The sequence below is a fragment of the Streptomyces sp. YJ-C3 genome, assembly GCF_053891275.1.
The window spans coordinates 6,950,360-6,966,457 of the sequence record NZ_CM132685.1; the positions used below are offsets into that span (position 1 = coordinate 6,950,360).

The window sequence follows — 16,098 nt, forward strand, 5'->3', positions numbered from 1 at the left end:
AGGGCTCCTGCCGTGGCGGACAGTTCAGAGATCAGTGGTGGCCGTGGCCGCTGGTGATCTCCTTGTACTCCTCGGCGGTGGGCTTGGGGATCTGGTTGTTCTCCCCGTAGTAGCCCTTCGACAGCTTGGCGCGCGCCTTCTGCAGGCGGGACACCTTGCGCTCGACACCGTTCTCGTCGACCGCCGGGCCGAGCTCGACAGGCTTGTACTGCTCGTGCGCGGTGAGCGTGTGCAGCGCCTCCGCGTCGAGCGGCTCGTGCACCTCGATGAACTCACCGTGCGGCAGGCGCTTGATGATGCCGGACTCGCGTCCGTGCAGCACCTTGTCCTTGTCGCGGCGCTGGAGGCCGAGGCAGATCCGCTTGGTGGCGATGAACACGAGGACCGGCACGACGAAGAAGCCGATCCGGACGAACCAGGTGATCGCGTTGATCGACAGGTGGAAGTGCGTGGCCCAGAGGTCGTTGCCACCACCGACGAGCAGGACGAAGTACCACGAGATCCACGCGGCGCCGAAGGCGGTACGCGTCGGCACGTTGCGCGGGCGGTCCAGGATGTGGTGCTCGCGCTTGTCGCCGGTGACCCAGGACTCGATGAACGGGTAGACCGCGATCGCGACCAGGACCAGCGGGAAGATGATCAGCGGGACGAACACACCCAGGACGAGCGTGTGACCCCAGAGATTGATCTCCCAGCCCGGCATCGTACGGATCAGGCCCTCGGAGAAGCCCATGTACCAGTCGGGCTGAGCGCCCGTGGAGACCTGGTCGATGCGGTACGGGCCGATGGCCCAGATCGGGTTGATCGAGGCGATCGCCGCGATGACCGCGATGACGCCGAAGACCAGGAAGAAGAAGCCACCCGCCTTGGCCATGTAGACCGGCAGCAGCGGCATGCCGACGACGTTCTTCTCGGTCTTCCCGGCACCCGCGAACTGCGTGTGCTTGTGGTAGAAGACCAGGATCAGGTGGGCCACCATCAGGCCGAGCATGATGCCCGGCAGCAGCAGGATGTGGACCGAGTAGAACCGCGCGACGAAGTCGCCGCCCGGGAACTCGCCGCCGAAGAGGAAGAACGACAGGTACGTGCCGACGATCGGCACGGACAGGACCGCGCCCTCCATGAAGCGGACACCGGTGCCGGAGAGCAGGTCGTCCGGGAGCGAGTAACCGGTGAAGCCGGTGAACATGCCGAGGACGAACAGCAGGAAGCCGAACAGCCAGTTGATCTCACGCGGCTTGCGGAACGCGCCCGTGAAGAACACGCGCATCATGTGCACGAACATGCCGGCGAGGAAGATCAGCGCGGCCCAGTGGTGGATCTGCCGGATCAGCAGACCACCGCGCACATCGAAGGAGATGTGCATGGTCGAGTTGAACGCCTCGGACATCAGCTGTCCCTGCAGCGGGACGTAGCTGCCGTGGTACTCCACCTCGTTCATCGACGGGTGGAAGAACAGCGTCAGGTACACACCCGTGAGGATGATGATGATGAAGCTGTACATGCAGATCTCGCCGAGCATGAAGGACCAGTGGTCCGGAAAGATCTTGCGCATGTTGGACTTGGCCAGGGAGTAGATCCCGAGGCGTCCGTCCGCCCAGTCGGCGACGCGCTCGCCGGCCGGCGCCTTCTCGCGAGAAGGCGCGTCGTTGCTGGTCGTAGTACTCATCCGCGCTCCCAGAAGGCAGGACCGACGGGCTCCGCGAAGTCGCTCTGCGCCACGAGGTAGCCCTCGTCGTCGACGCCGATGTGCAGCTGCGGCAGCGCGTGACCGGCGGGACCGAAGATCACCCGGGCACCGTCGGAGAGGTCGAAGGTGGACTGGTGGCAGGGGCAGAGCACGTGGTGCGTCTGCTGCTCGTACAGGGAGATCGGGCAACCCACGTGGGTGCAGATCTTCGAGTACGCGACCACACCCTCGTGCGACCACTCGAGTTCCTGCTTGTCCTTGATGTTGTCCGGCTGGATACGGACCAGCATCAGGGCGGCCTTGCCCATGACCTGCTGGAAGTCCTCGTCGTGCTCCTCCACGCCCTCGGGCTTGGCGAAGGTGAGCGAACCGACCGAGATGTCCGAGGCACGGAGCGGCTCGTTCGTGTTCATGTTGACGAGCTTCAGGCCCTTCTTCCACGCCGTGTGGCGCAGCTTCGTGCCCGGCAGCGGGCCGAGGTCACGAAGAAGGACGACGCCGGAGAGCGGCACCAGGGCCAGCGCGCCGAACAGCGTGTTGCGGATCAGCTTGCGCCGGCCGAACTGCGACTCGCGCGCACCGTCGGCGAAGTCCGCGAGGACCTTCGCCTTGACCTCGGGCTCGGCCTCGATCGGGTGACGCTCCTGGGCCACCTCGACGTCGGACATCAGGGTCCGGGCCCAGTGGACCGCACCCGCGCCGATGCAGAACAGAGCCACACCGAGGGTCATGCCCAGCGCGAAGTTGAGCGCGCTGATGTGACCGAGCGGGAAGACGTAGATGCTCTTGTCGACGTCGATGGTGACGTACGAGGCGATGAAGCCGACGGTGGCCAGCATCGAGATCGTGAACAGCATCGCCACGACGCGCTCGGACCGCTTGGCGGCCCGCTCCTCGATGTCCTGGATCCGGTGCTCGTGCTCCGGCAGCCCCGGGTCGGCGAAGGGGTCGTCCTTCACCGCGACCGAGCCGTGCTCGGTGTCGTGCCCGGTGGGCAGGTTCTCTTCTGGAATGTCTTGGCTACTCATGACTTCTTGGCCTTTGCGGTCCGAGCGGCGACCCAGATGGCGACGGCGACCAGGGCGCCGAGACCGAAGATCCAGGCGAACAGACCCTCACTGACCGGGCCGAGCCCGCCCAGCTTGAGACCGCCCGGGCTCTGCGTCTTGTCGCCGTTGACCGCGTCGAGGTACGCGATGATGTCCTTCTTGTTCTGCTTGGTCATCGTCGTGTCCGGGAAGGACGGCATGTTCTGCGGGCCGGTCTGCATGGCCTCGTAGATGTGCTTGGGAGCGACGCCCTCGAGGCTCGGCGCGAACTTGCCGTGCGTCAGCGCGCCACCTTCACCGGTGAAGTTGTGGCACTGCGCGCAGTTGGTGCGGAACAGCTCGCCACCCTTGGCGATGTCCGCGCCGTCCGGGCTGTAGTCCTGCGAGGTCGGCGCGACCGGACCGGCACCCAGCGAGGCGATGTACGCCGCGAGCTGGTCGATCTCGGCCTGCGAGTAGATGACCTTCTTGCGCGGGACCTGCGCGCCGGGCTGCTGGGCCGGCATACGGCCCGTGCCGACCTGGAAGTCGACGGCTGCGGAGCCGACACCCACCAGGCTCGGACCGTCGGAGGTGCCCTGACCGCCGGTTCCGTGGCAGCTGGCGCAGCCGACGGAGTAGAGCTTCTTGCCCTCGTCGATGGCGAGGGACTGGGAGGTTTCATCGGCCTGCGCCTTGTCCGCGGGCGCGAACGCGGCGTACAGCCCCCCGGTGGCCGCCAGCGCGAGGAGTAGGACGACGACCGCCGCCAGCGGATGGCGTCGTCGTGCGGAGAGCTTTTTCACGGATTACCCCGGTGTCAGGATCTTCTGCGTCGGTGCTGCGGGAATGTTTCGGGTGCTTCGCCCGATGCTGCGATCTGCGAACTACTTGATCAGGTAGATCGTGGCGAAGAGGCCGATCCATACGACGTCGACGAAGTGCCAGTAGTAGGACACGACGATGGCCGCGGTCGCCTGCTCGTGAGTGAACTTCCGGGCCGCGTACGTCCTGCCGAGGACGAACAGGAAGGCGATGAGGCCGCCTGTCACGTGCATGCCGTGGAAGCCGGTGGTCAGGTAGAACACCGAGCCGTACGGGTCGGAGGAGAGCGAAAGCCCGTCCTTCTTGACCAGCTCGGTGTACTCGAAGACCTGACCGCCGATGAAGATCGCACCCATGATGAAGGTGACGATGAACCACATCCGGAGCTTCTTCACGTCACCGCGCTCGGCGGCGAACACGCCGAGCTGGCAGGTGAGGGAGGAGAGCACCAGGATCGTGGTGTTCGTCGCCGAGAACGGAAGGTTCAGGCTCGAGGCCATTTCCTTCCAGTGCTCCGGTCCCGTCACCGATCGCAGGGTGAAGTACATCGCGAAGAGGGCCGCGAAGAACATCAGCTCGGAACTCAGCCAGATGATGGTTCCGACGCTGGTGAGGTTCGGTCGATTGACCGACGGGTGCGCGTGCCCGGTTTCTACTGTCGTTGCTGTCGCCACGACCGACATTATGTCGGTCGCTTATCTCGCCCTCACTCCGGGGGGTGCCGTTCGGAGTGTCTGGGGGGTGTGTCCAGCCCATATGGCCCATCGGAGGCCTGTGCGAAGCGCTGTTGACGGGGTGTCGGGAGGAGTAGGCTCCGCGCCAGAACGCCTTAGGACGCCGATGTCTCGGAGGAACGATGCAGTCGACCGCGACGGTTCTGGTCTACAGCGACGATGCCAATACGCGTGAGCAGGTTCGCCTGGCGACCGGCCGCAGGCCCGCGTCCGACGTTCCCGAGGTCCAGTTCATCGAGTGCGCGACGCTCCCCGCGGTCCTCAAGGAGCTGGAGCGCGGCGGCGTCGACGTCTGCGTCCTGGACGGCGAGGCGGTCCCCGCGGGCGGCATGGGCGTGTGCCGGCAGATCAAGGACGAGGTCTTCCGCTGCCCGCCGGTGCTGCTCCTGATCGGCCGCCCGCAGGACGCCTGGCTGGCCACGTGGAGCCGCGCCGAGGCCGCGGTGACGCTGCCGGTCGACCCGGTCGAGTTCGCCGAGGCGCTGGCCTCCCTGCTGCGCTCCCGGCTGGCCGTCGGCGCCTGAGGCCCCGCTGAACGGGCCGACTCCCGTACGTCCGCGACGTACGGGAGTCGGATGTCTCACACCCGGCGGGCTCAGACCTCGGGGCTGAGCCGCGCCTGGCGCACCGGATCGGGCTTGCCGGTGGTCGACAGGGCACTGCCCTCGCCCCACTTCTTCCAGCTGACGTTCCAGTCGCCGAACCCGTTGCCGAACGGGTCCATCTCCTCGCCGTAGCTGTTGACGACCTTCACGATGTCGCCCTCGCGCACCGTGTCGAAGAACCAGGCGGCGTTGTCGGTGCTCATGCCGGTGCAGCCGTGGCTGACGTTCGCGTAGCCCTGTGAGCCGGTGGACCAGGGCGCGGCGTGCACGTATTCACCACTCCAGGTGACGCGGGTGGCGTAGTACACCGGCAGGTCGTACGAGTCCGAGGAGCCCTCGGAGATGCCGATGCTCGTACCGCGCATACGTACGTAGTACTCCTTGCCCAGCACGACCTTGACGCCGTTGCGGGTCTCGAAGCCGGGCTTGCCGGTGGTGACCGGGATCTCGTTGATGGCCTCGCCGTTGCGGTAGACCGTCATAGAGTGCGAGCCGGCGTCGGTGACGGCCTCGACGCGGTCGCCGGTGGTGATGGTCAGGGGCTTGCTCTCGCCGCCCCAGAGGGTGTCGGTGACCTTGATGCCCTTGAGGTTGCTGTGCGCCGTGATGGTGGCGTGGGCGGGCCAGTACTCCTTGGGGCGGTAGTGCAGCGTCTTGCTGTCCACCCAGTACCAGGAGCCGCCGTCCGCGGCGGGCTTGGACTCCACCTTCAGGGCGCGCTCGACGATGGCGCGGGCCTTCTCGTCCTTGACGGCCTTGTTGAGCTCGGCCGTGATGGGCTGGCCGACGCCGTACTTGCCGCCGTCGGGGCCGAAGGTGACCTTGAGGGACTTCTCCTTGCTGGGGTTGCCCGTCTCGAAGTTGAGGACCTTGCGGCCGGGCGCGCCGTCCTCGTCCTCGGTGCTGACCCGGACCGTGTACTGGGCGTCTGCGGCCAGCGGGGACGTGGTGTGCCATCTGCGGCCGTCGGCGGAGAGTTCGCCCGCGACGTAGCGTCCCAGGGCGTCTGTGGCGGTGACGTCGGTGATGCGCCCCTCGTCACCCTGCGCGGTGACTTCCAGGGGCTTGTCCGGATCCGCCTTCTTGCTGCCCACGGGCCCGCTGAAGGAGATCTGGCTCGCCGCGTCGTAGGGCTTGGCGGAGAGCGGGTGGCCGGAACTGCCGCACGCCGTGAGGCCGGCACCGAGTGCGGCCACCAGCAGGGTGCAGCCAAGAACCGTACGGATGCGCGGTGAGTGGTTCATGAACACACCGTATGAAGGTTCGCCCGGTCCAGCGCGGCGAATGAGCCGCACGGGGCATAGCGGCGTGTCGCGCGACACGCCGAAGGGCCCGGACGCTCCCTCAGGAGTGTCCGGGCCCTTCGGGCACGGGAGTTCGGAACCGGGTTCCTACTGGTTCTGGTTCTCGCCGCGGTAGTACTCGAAGACCCAGCCCCACAGGCCGAACATGATCACGGGGGCGGAGAAGTACAGCAGCCACCAGCCGAAGACGACGCCCATGAAGGCGAGCGCGCCACCGACGGCCAGGGAGAGCGGCTGCCAGGAGTGCGGGCTGAAGAAGCCCACCTCACCGGCGTCGTCCGCGACGTCGGCCTCCTTGTTGTCCTGCGCGCCGGTGTCGACCCGCCGGGCCGTGAAGGCCAGGTAGTAGCCGATCATGATGCACAGGCCGAACGCCAGGAAGAGCGCCGTCGTACCGGCCGGCTCCTTCGACCACACGCCGTAGACACCGGCCATGATCAGGACGAAGAGGCTCAGCCAGATGAACATCTTGCCTTGGACCTTCACTTGCCGGCCTCCTTGCCGCCAGCGAGGGCTGTGTCGCCCTTGGCACCGTGGCCAGCGTTCTCCAGCTGGTCCAGGGCCGCGATCTCAGGGTGATGCAGGTCGAACGCCGGCGATTCGGAGCGAATGCGCGGCAGGGTGAGGAAGTTGTGCCGCGGCGGCGGGCAGGACGTCGCCCACTCGAGCGAACGGCCGAAGCCCCACGGGTCGTCGACCTCGATCTTCTTGCCGTACTTGGCGGTCTTCCAGACGTTGTAGAGGAACGGCAGGATCGACAGACCGAGCACGAACGAGGAGATCGTCGAGATCGTGTTCAGCGCGGTGAAGCCGTCGGCCGCGAGGTAGTCCGCGTAACGACGCGGCATGCCCTCGACGCCCAGCCAGTGCTGCACCAGGAACGTGCCGTGGAAGCCGCAGAACAGCGTCCAGAAGGTGATCTTGCCGAGACGCTCGTCCAGCATCTTGCCGGTGAACTTCGGCCACCAGAAGTGGAACCCGGCGAACATCGCGAAGACGACGGTGCCGAAGACCACGTAGTGGAAGTGCGCCACCACGAAGTACGAGTCCGAGATGTGGAAGTCCAGCGGCGGGGCCGCCAGGATGACGCCGGTCAGACCACCGAAGGTGAAGGTGATCAGGAAGCCGATCGCCCAGAGCATCGGTGTCTCGAAGGACAACGAGCCCTTCCACATCGTTCCGATCCAGTTGAAGAACTTCACGCCTGTCGGTACGGCGATGAGGAACGTCATGAAGGAGAAGAACGGGAGCAGTACGCCACCGGTGACGTACATGTGGTGCGCCCACACGGTCACGGACAGACCCGCGATCGCGATCGTCGCGCCGATGAGGCCGGAGTATCCGAACATCGGCTTGCGCGAGAAGACCGGGATCACTTCGGAAATGATTCCGAAGAATGGCAGGGCGATGATGTACACCTCTGGGTGTCCGAAGAACCAGAAGAGGTGTTGCCATAGCAGCGCGCCGCCATTTGCGGCGTCGAATACATGGGCACCGAACTTGCGGTCCGCCTCCAGGGCGAACAGCGCGGCCGCGAGGACCGGGAAGGCCAGCAGGACCAGCACACCGGTCAGCAGGACGTTCCACACGAAGATCGGCATACGGAACATCGTCATGCCCGGAGCGCGCATGCAGATGATCGTGGTGATGAAGTTGACCGAGCCGAGGATCGTGCCGAAGCCGGAGAAGGCCAGACCCATGATCCACATGTCGGCGCCGATGCCCGGCGAGCGGACGGCGTCCGACAGCGGGCTGTAGGCGAACCAGCCGAAGTCGGCGGCGCCCTGCGGGGTGAGGAAGCCACCCACCGCGATCAGCGAGCCGAACAGGTACAGCCAGTAGGCGAACATGTTCAGTCGCGGGAACGCGACGTCGGGGGCACCGATCTGCAGCGGCATGATCCAGTTCGCGAAGCCCGCGAACAGCGGCGTCGCGAACATCAGCAGCATGATCGTGCCGTGCATCGTGAACGCCTGGTTGAACTGCTCGTTCGACATGATCTGCGTGCCGGGACGGGCCAGTTCGGCGCGCATGAAGAGCGCCATCAGACCGCCGATGCAGAAGAACGCGAACGACGTCACCAAGTACAGCGTGCCGATCGTCTTGTGGTCAGTGGTGGTCAGCCACTTGATCACGGTCGCGCCGGGGCTCTTGGGCCGAGCCGGCAGCTCGTTCTCGTACGAGTCGTCAGCTGCGGCCGCACCCTGGGGTTCGTTGAGGATGCTCACAGGTTCTTCGTCTCCCGGTCCTTCTCGTGGTCCGTCTGGGCGATGCCAGCCGGGACGTAACCGGTCTGCCCCTTCTTGGCAAGGTCCTTGAGGTGCTGCTCGTACCGCTCAGGAGAGACGACCTTCACGTTGAAGAGCATCCGGGAGTGGTCGACGCCGCACAGCTCGGCGCACTTGCCCAGGAAGGTCCCCTCCTTGTTGGGGGTCACCTCGAAGGCGTTGGTGTGGCCCGGGATGACGTCCTGCTTCATGAGGAACGGCACCACCCAGAAGGAGTGGATGACGTCACGCGAAGTGAGGACGAAGCGGACCTTCTCGCCCTTGGGGAGCCAGAGGGTCGGGCCGGGGTTGTTGGTCTGCGGGTTCCGCGTACCAGGGGTGCCGACCTCGTAGACGCCGCCGGCGTTCGCCGGGAAGTCCTCCTTGAAGCGCCCGGGGATCGCCTCGAGCTCCTTGGAGGTCTTGGCGTCACCGGAGACACCGGGCACGTTCTCGACGTAGTTGAAGCCCCAGCTCCACTGGTAGCCGACCACGTTGATGGTGTGCGCCGGCTTGTCGTCGAGCTTGAGGAGCTTCGACTCGTCGCGCGCGGTGAAGTAGAAGAGGACCGACACGATGATCAGTGGAACGACCGTGTACAGGGCCTCGAGCGGCATGTTGTACCGCGTCTGCGTCGGAACCTCGATCTTGGTGCGGCTGCGCCGGTGGAAGATGATGCTCCACAGGATCAGTCCCCATACCAGCACGCCCGTGGCGAGCGCTGCCGCCCACGAGCCCTGCCAGAGGGAGAGGATCCGGGGACCCTCTTCCGTAACCGGGGTGGGCATACCAAGACGAGGGAAGTCCTTGTATGTGCAACCGGTAGCGGTTACCAGGATCAGGCCCGCAGTCAGCACCTGCGGCAGCTTCCGCCGCATCGGGCGCCGCGACGAGCGGTCGGAGCCGTTGGGACTCACGTAGCGCCTTCCCGAGAGTCTCGCCCGCGCTGGTTGGCTACGGCCGTCTCGCTGGTCGCTCGCCGCCCTGGCACACGGGCAGGGGTTTGGATGTTTATGCGGACCAAACCCTACTGGACGCTATTTGGGGTCGCGCGGGGAGGGTGCCTAACGCGCCGCGGGTCACTCCGAAGGGTGGGATGAGCCTGCTCCGGGGCGTTTCTGACGGGGGGTCGGAGCCGCCCGCCGGGGTGGGGGTTTTGTCCGTTCGCGTGTGCGGGTCCGTTGTGGTCGCCCGCGCCGTTCCCCGCGCCCCTCACCGGGCTGCGCCGTCCCTGGGCGCATTAGGTTTGCTGCGTGTCGTACTTCGATGTGGCCTCGTCCGCTCCTCTGCATCCCGTCGCCCGGCAGGCCCTGCAGGCCTCGCTCGATGAGGGCTGGGCCGATCCGGCACGGTTGTACCGGGAAGGACGACGGGCGCGGCTTCTGCTTGACGCCGCGCGCGAGGCGGCCGCGGAGGCCGTGGGATGCCGGCCGGACGAACTCGTGTTCACCTCGTCGGGCACCCGGGCCGTGCACGACGGGATCGCGGGGGCGCTCGCGGGCCGTCGGCGTGTCGGGCGGCATCTGGTGGTCTCCGCGGTGGAGCACTCGGCGGTGCTCCATTCGGCGGCGGCCCACGAGGGCGACGGCGGTTCGGTCACCGAGGTGGGCGTGGGGCGGGAGGGCACCGTGTCCGTCTCGTCCTACGCGGATGCGGTGCGGGCCGACACCGCTCTCGCGTGTCTGCAGTCGGCCAACCATGAGGTGGGGACGGTGCAGCCGGTCGCCGAGGTGGCCGAGGCGTGCCGGGCGGCGGGGGTGCCGCTGCTCGTGGACGCCGCGCAGTCGCTGGCCTGGGGGCCGGTCGAGGGCGACTGGTCGCTGCTCACCGGGAGCGCCCACAAATGGGGCGGGCCCGCGGGGGTCGGTGTGCTCGCCGTGCGGAAGGGGGTGCGGTTCGCGCCCCAAGGCCCGGCGGACGAGCGGGAGTCGGGGCGGGCCGCCGGGTTCGAGAACATTCCGGGCGTGGTGGCCGCCGCCGCGTCGCTGCGGGCCGTACGGTCCGAGGCCGCCGGGGAGGCGGCACGGCTGCGGGAGCTGACGGAGCGGATCCGGGCGCGAGTGCCCCGGCTGGTGCCGGATGTGGAGGTCGTCGGCGACCCGGTGCGGCGGCTGCCGCATCTGCTGACGTTCTCGTGTCTCTATGTCGACGGGGAGACCGTGCTGCACGAGCTGGACCGGGCGGGCTTCTCGGTGTCGTCCGGGTCGTCGTGCACCAGCAGCACGCTGACGCCCAGCCATGTGCTGCGGGCGATGGGCGTGGTGAGCGAGGGGAACGTACGGGTCTCGTTGCCGCTCGGGGCCGAGGAGGCGGAGGTGGAGCGGTTCCTGGAGGTGCTGCCGGGTGTGGTGAGCGGCGTGCGGGAGAAGCTCGGGGTCACCGTGGCGGCGGGTGGTCAAGGAGAGGAGGAGGCCGTCACCGTGGACGCGCTGGGCCTCACGTGCCCGCAGCCCGTGATCGAGCTGGCCCGGGCGATCGGGCGGGTGCGGGTCGGGGGCGTCGTGACGGTGGTCGCCGATGACGAGGTCGCCGCCGTGGACATTCCTGCCTGGTGTTTCACGCAGGGGCACGAGTACGTGAGGTCCTCGCCGAGGCCCGGCGAGGCCGTCGCTCATGAGGTACGGAGAGGGCTGTAGGGGGCGCGGGGAACTGCGCGAGTGACCCACGACAAGCCGCGGACGCGTCTGCTCGGTCGATGAGCAGACGCGTCCGCGGCTTGTCTGTGGCTGGGCGCGCAGTTCCCCGCGCCCCTTATGCGCCCAGGTAGGACTCGACTTCCTCAGCGGCAGCGTCACCGTAGGCCTTGCGGAACCGGTCCATGAACGGCGCCCGGCGCAGCTCGTACTCCTGGGTGCCCAGGGTCTCGATGACGAGCGTGGCGAGCATGCAGCCGACCTGGGAGGCGCGCTCCAGGCAGACGCCCCAGGCGAGGCCGGACAGGAAGCCGGCGCGGAACGCGTCGCCGACGCCGGTCGGGTCGATCTTGGCGTTCTCCTCCGGGCAGCCGACCTCGATGGGCTCCTCGCCGACCTTCTCGATGCGCACGCCGCGCGCGCCGAGGGTGGTGACGCGGTGGCCGACCTTCGCGAGGATCTCGGCGTCGGTCCAGCCGGTCTTGGACTCGATGAGGCCCTTCTCGTACTCGTTCGAGAAGAGGAACGTGGCGCCGTCGAGCAGGAGACGGATCTCCTCGCCGTCCATGCGCGCGATCTGCTGCGAGAAGTCCGCGGCGAAGGGGATGGAGCGGCTGCGGCACTCCTCCGTGTGGCGCATCATCCCCTCCGGGTCGTCCGCGCCGATGAGGACCAGGTCGAGGCCGCCCACGCGGTCCGCGACGGTCTTCAGCTCGATGAGGCGGGCCTCGCTCATGGCGCCGGTGTAGAACGAGCCGATCTGGTTGTGGTCGGCGTCCGTGGTGCACACGAAGCGGGCCGTGTGCAGCGTCTCGGAGATCCGGACGGAGGCCGTGTCCACACCGTGGCGGTCGAGCCAGGCGCGGTACTCGTCGAAGTCGGAGCCGGCGGCGCCCACCAGGACCGGGCCCGTGCCGAGCTGTCCCATGCCGAAGGCGATGTTGGCGCCGACGCCGCCCCGGCGTACGTCGAGGTTGTCGACGAGGAAGGAGAGGGAGACCGTGTGCAGCTGGTCCGCGACGAGTTGGTCGGCGAAGCGGCCGGGGAAGGTCATCAGGTGGTCGGTGGCGATGGAGCCGGTGACTGCGATTCGCACGGCGTGAGCACGCTTCCTGAAGTGGAGGGGGTTGACAGTTCACGCTACCCGGTCGAGGCCCCTGCTCTGAAGTGCGGAAACTACCCGATAGTAGGGCTTTTTTCTGCCGGGCTGCCATGTCTACGGTGCGGGCATGACGTACGACGTGTCCTTCATGGCCCAGGACGGGCTCGCCGCGCTGCGCGGCGACTGTGCGCGGATGGTTCCGCACTGGGTGCTGCCACGCGCCCCCTGGGAGGCCGACCGGCCCGCCCCCGTGGCCGACGCGTCCGGTATCCACGGTGTCGTCGTGCCCGCCTCGTCCGCCCGGCTGATCGGCGCCATGGCGGATTTCGGCGACTGACGGCGCCCGGAAGGGAACCGCGCGCTCCTCTGCCACGTCCCATCGCTGTCCCCTGTTGCTGTCCTCCATAGAGGGGATGCGGGATACGACACGGCAGTTGAAGGAGCGATGCGGTGAGCACCGAAGAGCAGACGCAGGATCGGCACCGGCGGCGGCGCACGCTCGCGGTCGCCTCGGTCGCGGCGGCTGTGCTGCTCGCCGGTGGCGGCGGCGCGTACCTCGCGGCGAGCAGGTCCGGGGACGGCCCGGCGAGCGGTCCCGGCGGCGACGGCACTCCCCCGCCGCTCGCCCTGGACGGCTATGCGCAGGGCGGCAGCCCGGGCACGACGAACGGGATCGCGCCCGGCGAGCCCGACCCGAACGGCACGCGCTACCGGGCGGCCGGCGATCTGCCGGACGGCCCGGGCGAGGCTCCCGTCTATCGGGCGCAGGGCGAGGTGAGCGCGGCCGAGGTGGCGGCGCTCGGCAAGGCCCTCGATGTCGACGGCACGCCGAAACTGGTGGACGACGCCTGGCGGGTGGGGCCGGCCAAGGACGGGTCGGGGCCGTCGCTCCAGGTGAACCGGAATGCGCCGGGCACGTGGACGTACGCCAAGTACGCGCCGTCGGACGGCACGAAGTGCGGCAGCCCGGCGAAGTGCGCGGACCCGGTGGGCAGCGGCAGCGAGAAGGACGCGGTGAGCGAGGCCGCAGCGAAGAAGTCCGCGGCGCCGGTCCTCAAGGCCCTCGGCCAGGACGACGCGAAGCTGGACGCGGGCCAGCTCATGGGCGCCACGCGGGTGGTGAACGCCGACCCGGAGGTGGGCGGGCTGCCGACGTACGGCTGGTCGACCGGGATCCAGATCGGTGCGGACGGCCAGGTGGTCGGCGGCAGCGGCCAGTTGAAGGCGCCGGTCAAGGGCGATACGTATCCGACGGTCGGGGCGAAGGAGACGATCGAGCGGCTGAACAGCACGGTGGCGGGCGACCGCGGCTCGGTGGGCGGGTGCGCGAGTGCGGTGCCGCTGGACGGCGGCTCCCCCGGCACCGAGCAGGGCGCCGGGTGCACGCCGTCGTCGCCGCGGCCGCCCGCGTCCACGACGGTCGCGGTCACCGGGGCCACGTTCGGGCTCGCGGCGCACTACGCCGAGGGGCGGCAGGCGCTGGTGCCGTCGTGGCTGTTCCGGGTGAAGCCGGCCGGGGACGGGGCGGCGTTCACGGTGACGCATCCGGCGGTGGAGCCGAAGTTCCTGGTGGCGCCGGGGAGTTCGACGGCGTCGCCGAGCGCGGTGCCGCCGGTGGAGCCGAGCGCGTCCGGGAAGAGCACGAAGGACGTGCGGGTGAACGGGTACCGCGCCGACGGGCGGACGCTGACCCTGCACTTCGCCGGCGGCGTGTGCGCTTCGTACGCGGCGACCGCGGACGAGTCCGGGGGGCGGGTCACCGTGCGGGTGACGTCGGCCGAGAAGAAGGGCACCGTCTGCATTCAGATGGCGAAGTTCTACACGCTGCCCGTCACGCTGGACTCCCCGCTCGGTGACCGGAAGGTCGTGGGGACGGACGGCTCCGTCGTGCCGCCCTCACAGAAGGACCAGCCCGGCGGGGCCGTACCGGCGCCGCGGGACTGAACACCCGGCATCCGGCATCCGGCACGACGAAGGGCGGCCACCCCGAGTGGGGTGGCCGCCCTTCGTCGTGCGGCTCAGCTGAACGAGTCGCCGCAGGCGCAGGAGCCCGTGGCGTTCGGGTTGTCGATCGTGAAGCCCTGCTTCTCGATGGTGTCGACGAAGTCGATGGAGGCGCCGCCCAGGTAGGGGGCGGACATGCGGTCGGTGACGACCTTGACGCCGCCGAAGTCCTTGACGACGTCACCGTCGAGCGAGCGCTCGTCGAAGAAGAGCTGGTAGCGCAGGCCGGAGCAGCCGCCGGGCTGAACGGCCACCCGCAGCGCCAGGTCCTCGCGGCCTTCCTGCTCGAGCAGAGCCTTGACCTTGCCGGCGGCGGCGTCGCTCAGGATGATGCCGTCGCTGACGGTGGTGGTCTCGTCCGATACGGACATCTACATCTCTCCCGGGTTGTACGGAGACTGCTTGCCGACCATTGCAACCGGCAAAGGCCCGGATCCATTCCGGATCCTCGGGGGTTTTCGCACTTCTCCCTTCATGCTCGCACACCCTCGGCGGACGGGGCACGGGACCGCCGGGGCGGATTGCGTCACATCGACGACATCGCCATCGTCAAACTGACGTGAAGCGGCTATGATAGATAACGTCATTTCGACGAGAAGTCGGTCTGCAAAACAGAAAGGGTGCGTGACGTGACCACGGCCCAGACCCCCCAGGCAACCGTTGACCTGGATGTCTCACCCACTCCGCTGGCTCTTCTGCTGCTCGGCCGGGACGCCGACCCGCAGAGCGAGCGCGGTGTGGAGTGCCCCGGTGACCTGCCCTCGCCCTCCGACCCGGACCTGGTGGAGCGGGCCCGCGCGGCCAAGGAGAAGCTCGGCGACAAGGTGTTCGTGCTCGGGCACCACTACCAGCGCGACGAGGTCATCCAGTTCGCCGACGTCACCGGCGACTCCTTCAAGCTGGCGCGGGACGCCGCCGCGCGGCCCGAGGCCGAGTACATCGTCTTCTGCGGTGTGCACTTCATGGCCGAGTCCGCCGACATCCTGACCGGCGACGACCAGAAGGTCGTGCTGCCGGACCTCGCCGCCGGCTGCTCCATGGCCGACATGGCGACGGCCGAGCAGGTCGCCGAGTGCTGGGACGTGCTGACCGAGGCCGGGATCGCCGGATCCGTGGTCCCCGTCTCGTACATGAACTCGTCCGCGGACATCAAGGCGTTCACGGGCAAGCACGGCGGCACGATCTGTACGTCGTCGAATGCCGAGCGGGCCCTGAACTGGGCGTTCGAGCAGGGCGACAAGGTGCTCTTCCTCCCGGACCAGCACCTGGGCCGCAACACCGCGGTGCGCGACCTCGGCATGTCCCTGGAGGACTGCGTCGTCTACAACCCGCACAAGCCGAACGGCGGCCTGACCGCCGAGGAGCTGCGCGCCGCGAAGATGATCCTGTGGCGCGGACACTGCTCGGTGCACGGGCGGTTCTCGCTGGACTCGGTGAACGACGTGCGCGAACGCATACCGGGGGTGAACGTCCTCGTGCACCCCGAGTGCAAGCACGAGGTCGTCGCCGCGGCCGACTACGTCGGGTCGACCGAGTACATCATCAAGGCCCTGGAGGCCGCGCCCGCCGGGTCCAAGTGGGCCATCGGGACCGAGCTGAACCTGGTGCGGCGCCTGGCCAACCGGTTCGCGCCCGAGGGCAAGGAGATCGTCTTCCTCGACAAGACGGTCTGCTTCTGCTCGACCATGAACCGGATCGACCTGCCGCACCTGGTCTGGACGCTGGAGTCGCTCGCCGACGGCCGGCTCGTGAACCGCATCGAGGTCGACCGCGAGACGGAACAGTTCGCGAAGCTGGCCCTGGAGCGGATGCTGGCCCTGCCGTAGACCGACGCGCCCTTCAGGGGGCGCGGGGAACTGCGCGACCGGCCACGACGGCGCGGGCACCCGGCCACGGCCGACAGCCC

At 68.3% G+C, this 16,098-nt stretch carries 15 protein-coding genes; 5 read left to right on the forward strand and 10 right to left on the reverse strand.

Going from position 1 to position 16,098, the window contains the following annotated elements:
- Positions 1-31: 31 nt before the first annotated feature.
- The 4 genes from qcrB to ctaE form a co-directional block, all read right to left on the reverse strand.
- Positions 32-1,669 (reverse strand): cytochrome bc1 complex cytochrome b subunit, encoded by a 1,638-nt coding sequence (qcrB, locus tag ACVHNB_RS31260; RefSeq protein ID WP_428955173.1) that lies wholly within the window; start codon positions 1,667-1,669, stop codon positions 32-34.
- Positions 1,666-2,718 (reverse strand): cytochrome bc1 complex Rieske iron-sulfur subunit, encoded by a 1,053-nt coding sequence (qcrA, locus tag ACVHNB_RS31265; RefSeq protein WP_428955172.1) that lies wholly within the window; start codon positions 2,716-2,718, stop codon positions 1,666-1,668. Before qcrA ends, qcrB begins: the two co-directional genes overlap by 4 nt.
- The gene (gene qcrC / locus ACVHNB_RS31270; RefSeq protein ID WP_428955171.1) at positions 2,715-3,524 is read right to left on the reverse strand and encodes a cytochrome bc1 complex diheme cytochrome c subunit; all 810 of its coding nucleotides are present in this window, start codon (positions 3,522-3,524) and stop codon (positions 2,715-2,717) included. The genes qcrA and qcrC overlap by 4 nt, the downstream gene beginning before the upstream one ends.
- Before the next feature lie 81 nt (positions 3,525-3,605).
- Entirely contained in the window at positions 3,606-4,226 is a 621-nt protein-coding gene (gene ctaE, locus ACVHNB_RS31275) for an aa3-type cytochrome oxidase subunit III (protein WP_365564556.1), read from the reverse strand.
- A gap of 173 nt (positions 4,227-4,399) precedes the next feature.
- Between ctaE and ACVHNB_RS31280 the strand changes: the two genes are divergently transcribed.
- A complete protein-coding gene (locus tag ACVHNB_RS31280) occupies positions 4,400-4,801 on the forward strand; it encodes a DNA-binding transcriptional response regulator (protein WP_428955170.1) in 402 nt (133 codons plus the stop codon).
- A 71-nt stretch (positions 4,802-4,872) separates the two neighbouring features.
- Here the strand turns inward: ACVHNB_RS31280 and ACVHNB_RS31285 are convergent, their stop codons facing one another.
- From ACVHNB_RS31285 to ctaC, 4 genes are all read right to left on the reverse strand, one after another.
- A complete protein-coding gene (locus ACVHNB_RS31285; protein WP_456226388.1) occupies positions 4,873-6,126 on the reverse strand; it encodes an Ig-like domain-containing protein in 1,254 nt (417 codons plus the stop codon).
- Between the two features lie 147 nt (positions 6,127-6,273).
- Positions 6,274-6,672, reverse strand: a complete 399-nt coding sequence (locus ACVHNB_RS31290) for a cytochrome c oxidase subunit 4 (RefSeq protein WP_428955168.1) — start codon at positions 6,670-6,672, stop codon at positions 6,274-6,276.
- Positions 6,669-8,414, reverse strand: coding sequence for an aa3-type cytochrome oxidase subunit I (ctaD, locus tag ACVHNB_RS31295; protein WP_428955167.1), 1,746 nt, complete (start codon positions 8,412-8,414; stop codon positions 6,669-6,671). Before ctaD ends, ACVHNB_RS31290 begins: the two co-directional genes overlap by 4 nt.
- Positions 8,411-9,370 (reverse strand): aa3-type cytochrome oxidase subunit II, encoded by a 960-nt coding sequence (ctaC, locus tag ACVHNB_RS31300; RefSeq protein WP_428955165.1) that lies wholly within the window; start codon positions 9,368-9,370, stop codon positions 8,411-8,413. Before ctaC ends, ctaD begins: the two co-directional genes overlap by 4 nt.
- A 336-nt stretch (positions 9,371-9,706) precedes the next feature.
- On the opposite strand from ctaC, the gene ACVHNB_RS31305 reads away from it, so the two are divergent.
- Complete coding sequence (locus ACVHNB_RS31305) at positions 9,707-11,089, forward strand: aminotransferase class V-fold PLP-dependent enzyme (RefSeq protein WP_456226389.1); 1,383 nt, start codon at positions 9,707-9,709, stop codon at positions 11,087-11,089.
- Positions 11,090-11,204: 115 nt separating this feature from the next.
- Here the strand turns inward: ACVHNB_RS31305 and ACVHNB_RS31310 are convergent, their stop codons facing one another.
- Complete coding sequence (locus tag ACVHNB_RS31310) at positions 11,205-12,182, reverse strand: carbohydrate kinase family protein (protein ID WP_456226390.1); 978 nt, start codon at positions 12,180-12,182, stop codon at positions 11,205-11,207.
- A gap of 133 nt (positions 12,183-12,315) precedes the next feature.
- On the opposite strand from ACVHNB_RS31310, the gene ACVHNB_RS31315 reads away from it, so the two are divergent.
- Both ACVHNB_RS31315 and ACVHNB_RS31320 read left to right on the forward strand, forming a co-directional pair.
- A complete protein-coding gene (locus ACVHNB_RS31315) occupies positions 12,316-12,525 on the forward strand; it encodes a hypothetical protein (RefSeq protein WP_456226391.1) in 210 nt (69 codons plus the stop codon).
- A 113-nt stretch (positions 12,526-12,638) separates the two neighbouring features.
- Positions 12,639-14,132 carry a hypothetical protein gene (locus tag ACVHNB_RS31320; RefSeq protein WP_456226392.1) on the forward strand — a complete coding sequence of 498 codons (1,494 nt, stop codon included), beginning with the start codon at positions 12,639-12,641 and terminating at the stop codon, positions 14,130-14,132.
- Between the two features lie 74 nt (positions 14,133-14,206).
- Here the strand turns inward: ACVHNB_RS31320 and ACVHNB_RS31325 are convergent, their stop codons facing one another.
- The gene (locus tag ACVHNB_RS31325; RefSeq protein ID WP_164300425.1) at positions 14,207-14,563 is read right to left on the reverse strand and encodes a HesB/IscA family protein; all 357 of its coding nucleotides are present in this window, start codon (positions 14,561-14,563) and stop codon (positions 14,207-14,209) included.
- 258 nt (positions 14,564-14,821) lie between these two features.
- Between ACVHNB_RS31325 and nadA the strand changes: the two genes are divergently transcribed.
- Positions 14,822-16,018: a quinolinate synthase NadA gene (gene nadA, locus ACVHNB_RS31330; protein ID WP_428955160.1), complete on the forward strand. Its 1,197-nt coding sequence runs from the start codon at positions 14,822-14,824 to the stop codon at positions 16,016-16,018.
- Positions 16,019-16,098: the final 80 nt, after the last annotated feature.

Bases quoted from the DNA above. Each gene is read 5' to 3' on its own strand.
- qcrB (WP_428955173.1), bottom strand. From the start codon at position 1,669: ATGAGTACTACGACCAGCAACGACGCGCCTTCTCGCGAGAAGGCGCCG.
- qcrA (WP_428955172.1), bottom strand. From the start codon at position 2,718: ATGAGTAGCCAAGACATTCCAGAAGAGAACCTGCCCACCGGGCACGAC.
- ctaE (WP_365564556.1), bottom strand. From the start codon at position 4,226: ATGTCGGTCGTGGCGACAGCAACGACAGTAGAAACCGGGCACGCGCAC.
- ACVHNB_RS31280 (WP_428955170.1), top strand. From the start codon at position 4,400: ATGCAGTCGACCGCGACGGTTCTGGTCTACAGCGACGATGCCAATACG.
- ACVHNB_RS31285 (WP_456226388.1), bottom strand. From the start codon at position 6,126: ATGAACCACTCACCGCGCATCCGTACGGTTCTTGGCTGCACCCTGCTG.
- ACVHNB_RS31315 (WP_456226391.1), top strand. From the start codon at position 12,316: ATGACGTACGACGTGTCCTTCATGGCCCAGGACGGGCTCGCCGCGCTG.
- ACVHNB_RS31325 (WP_164300425.1), bottom strand. From the start codon at position 14,563: ATGTCCGTATCGGACGAGACCACCACCGTCAGCGACGGCATCATCCTG.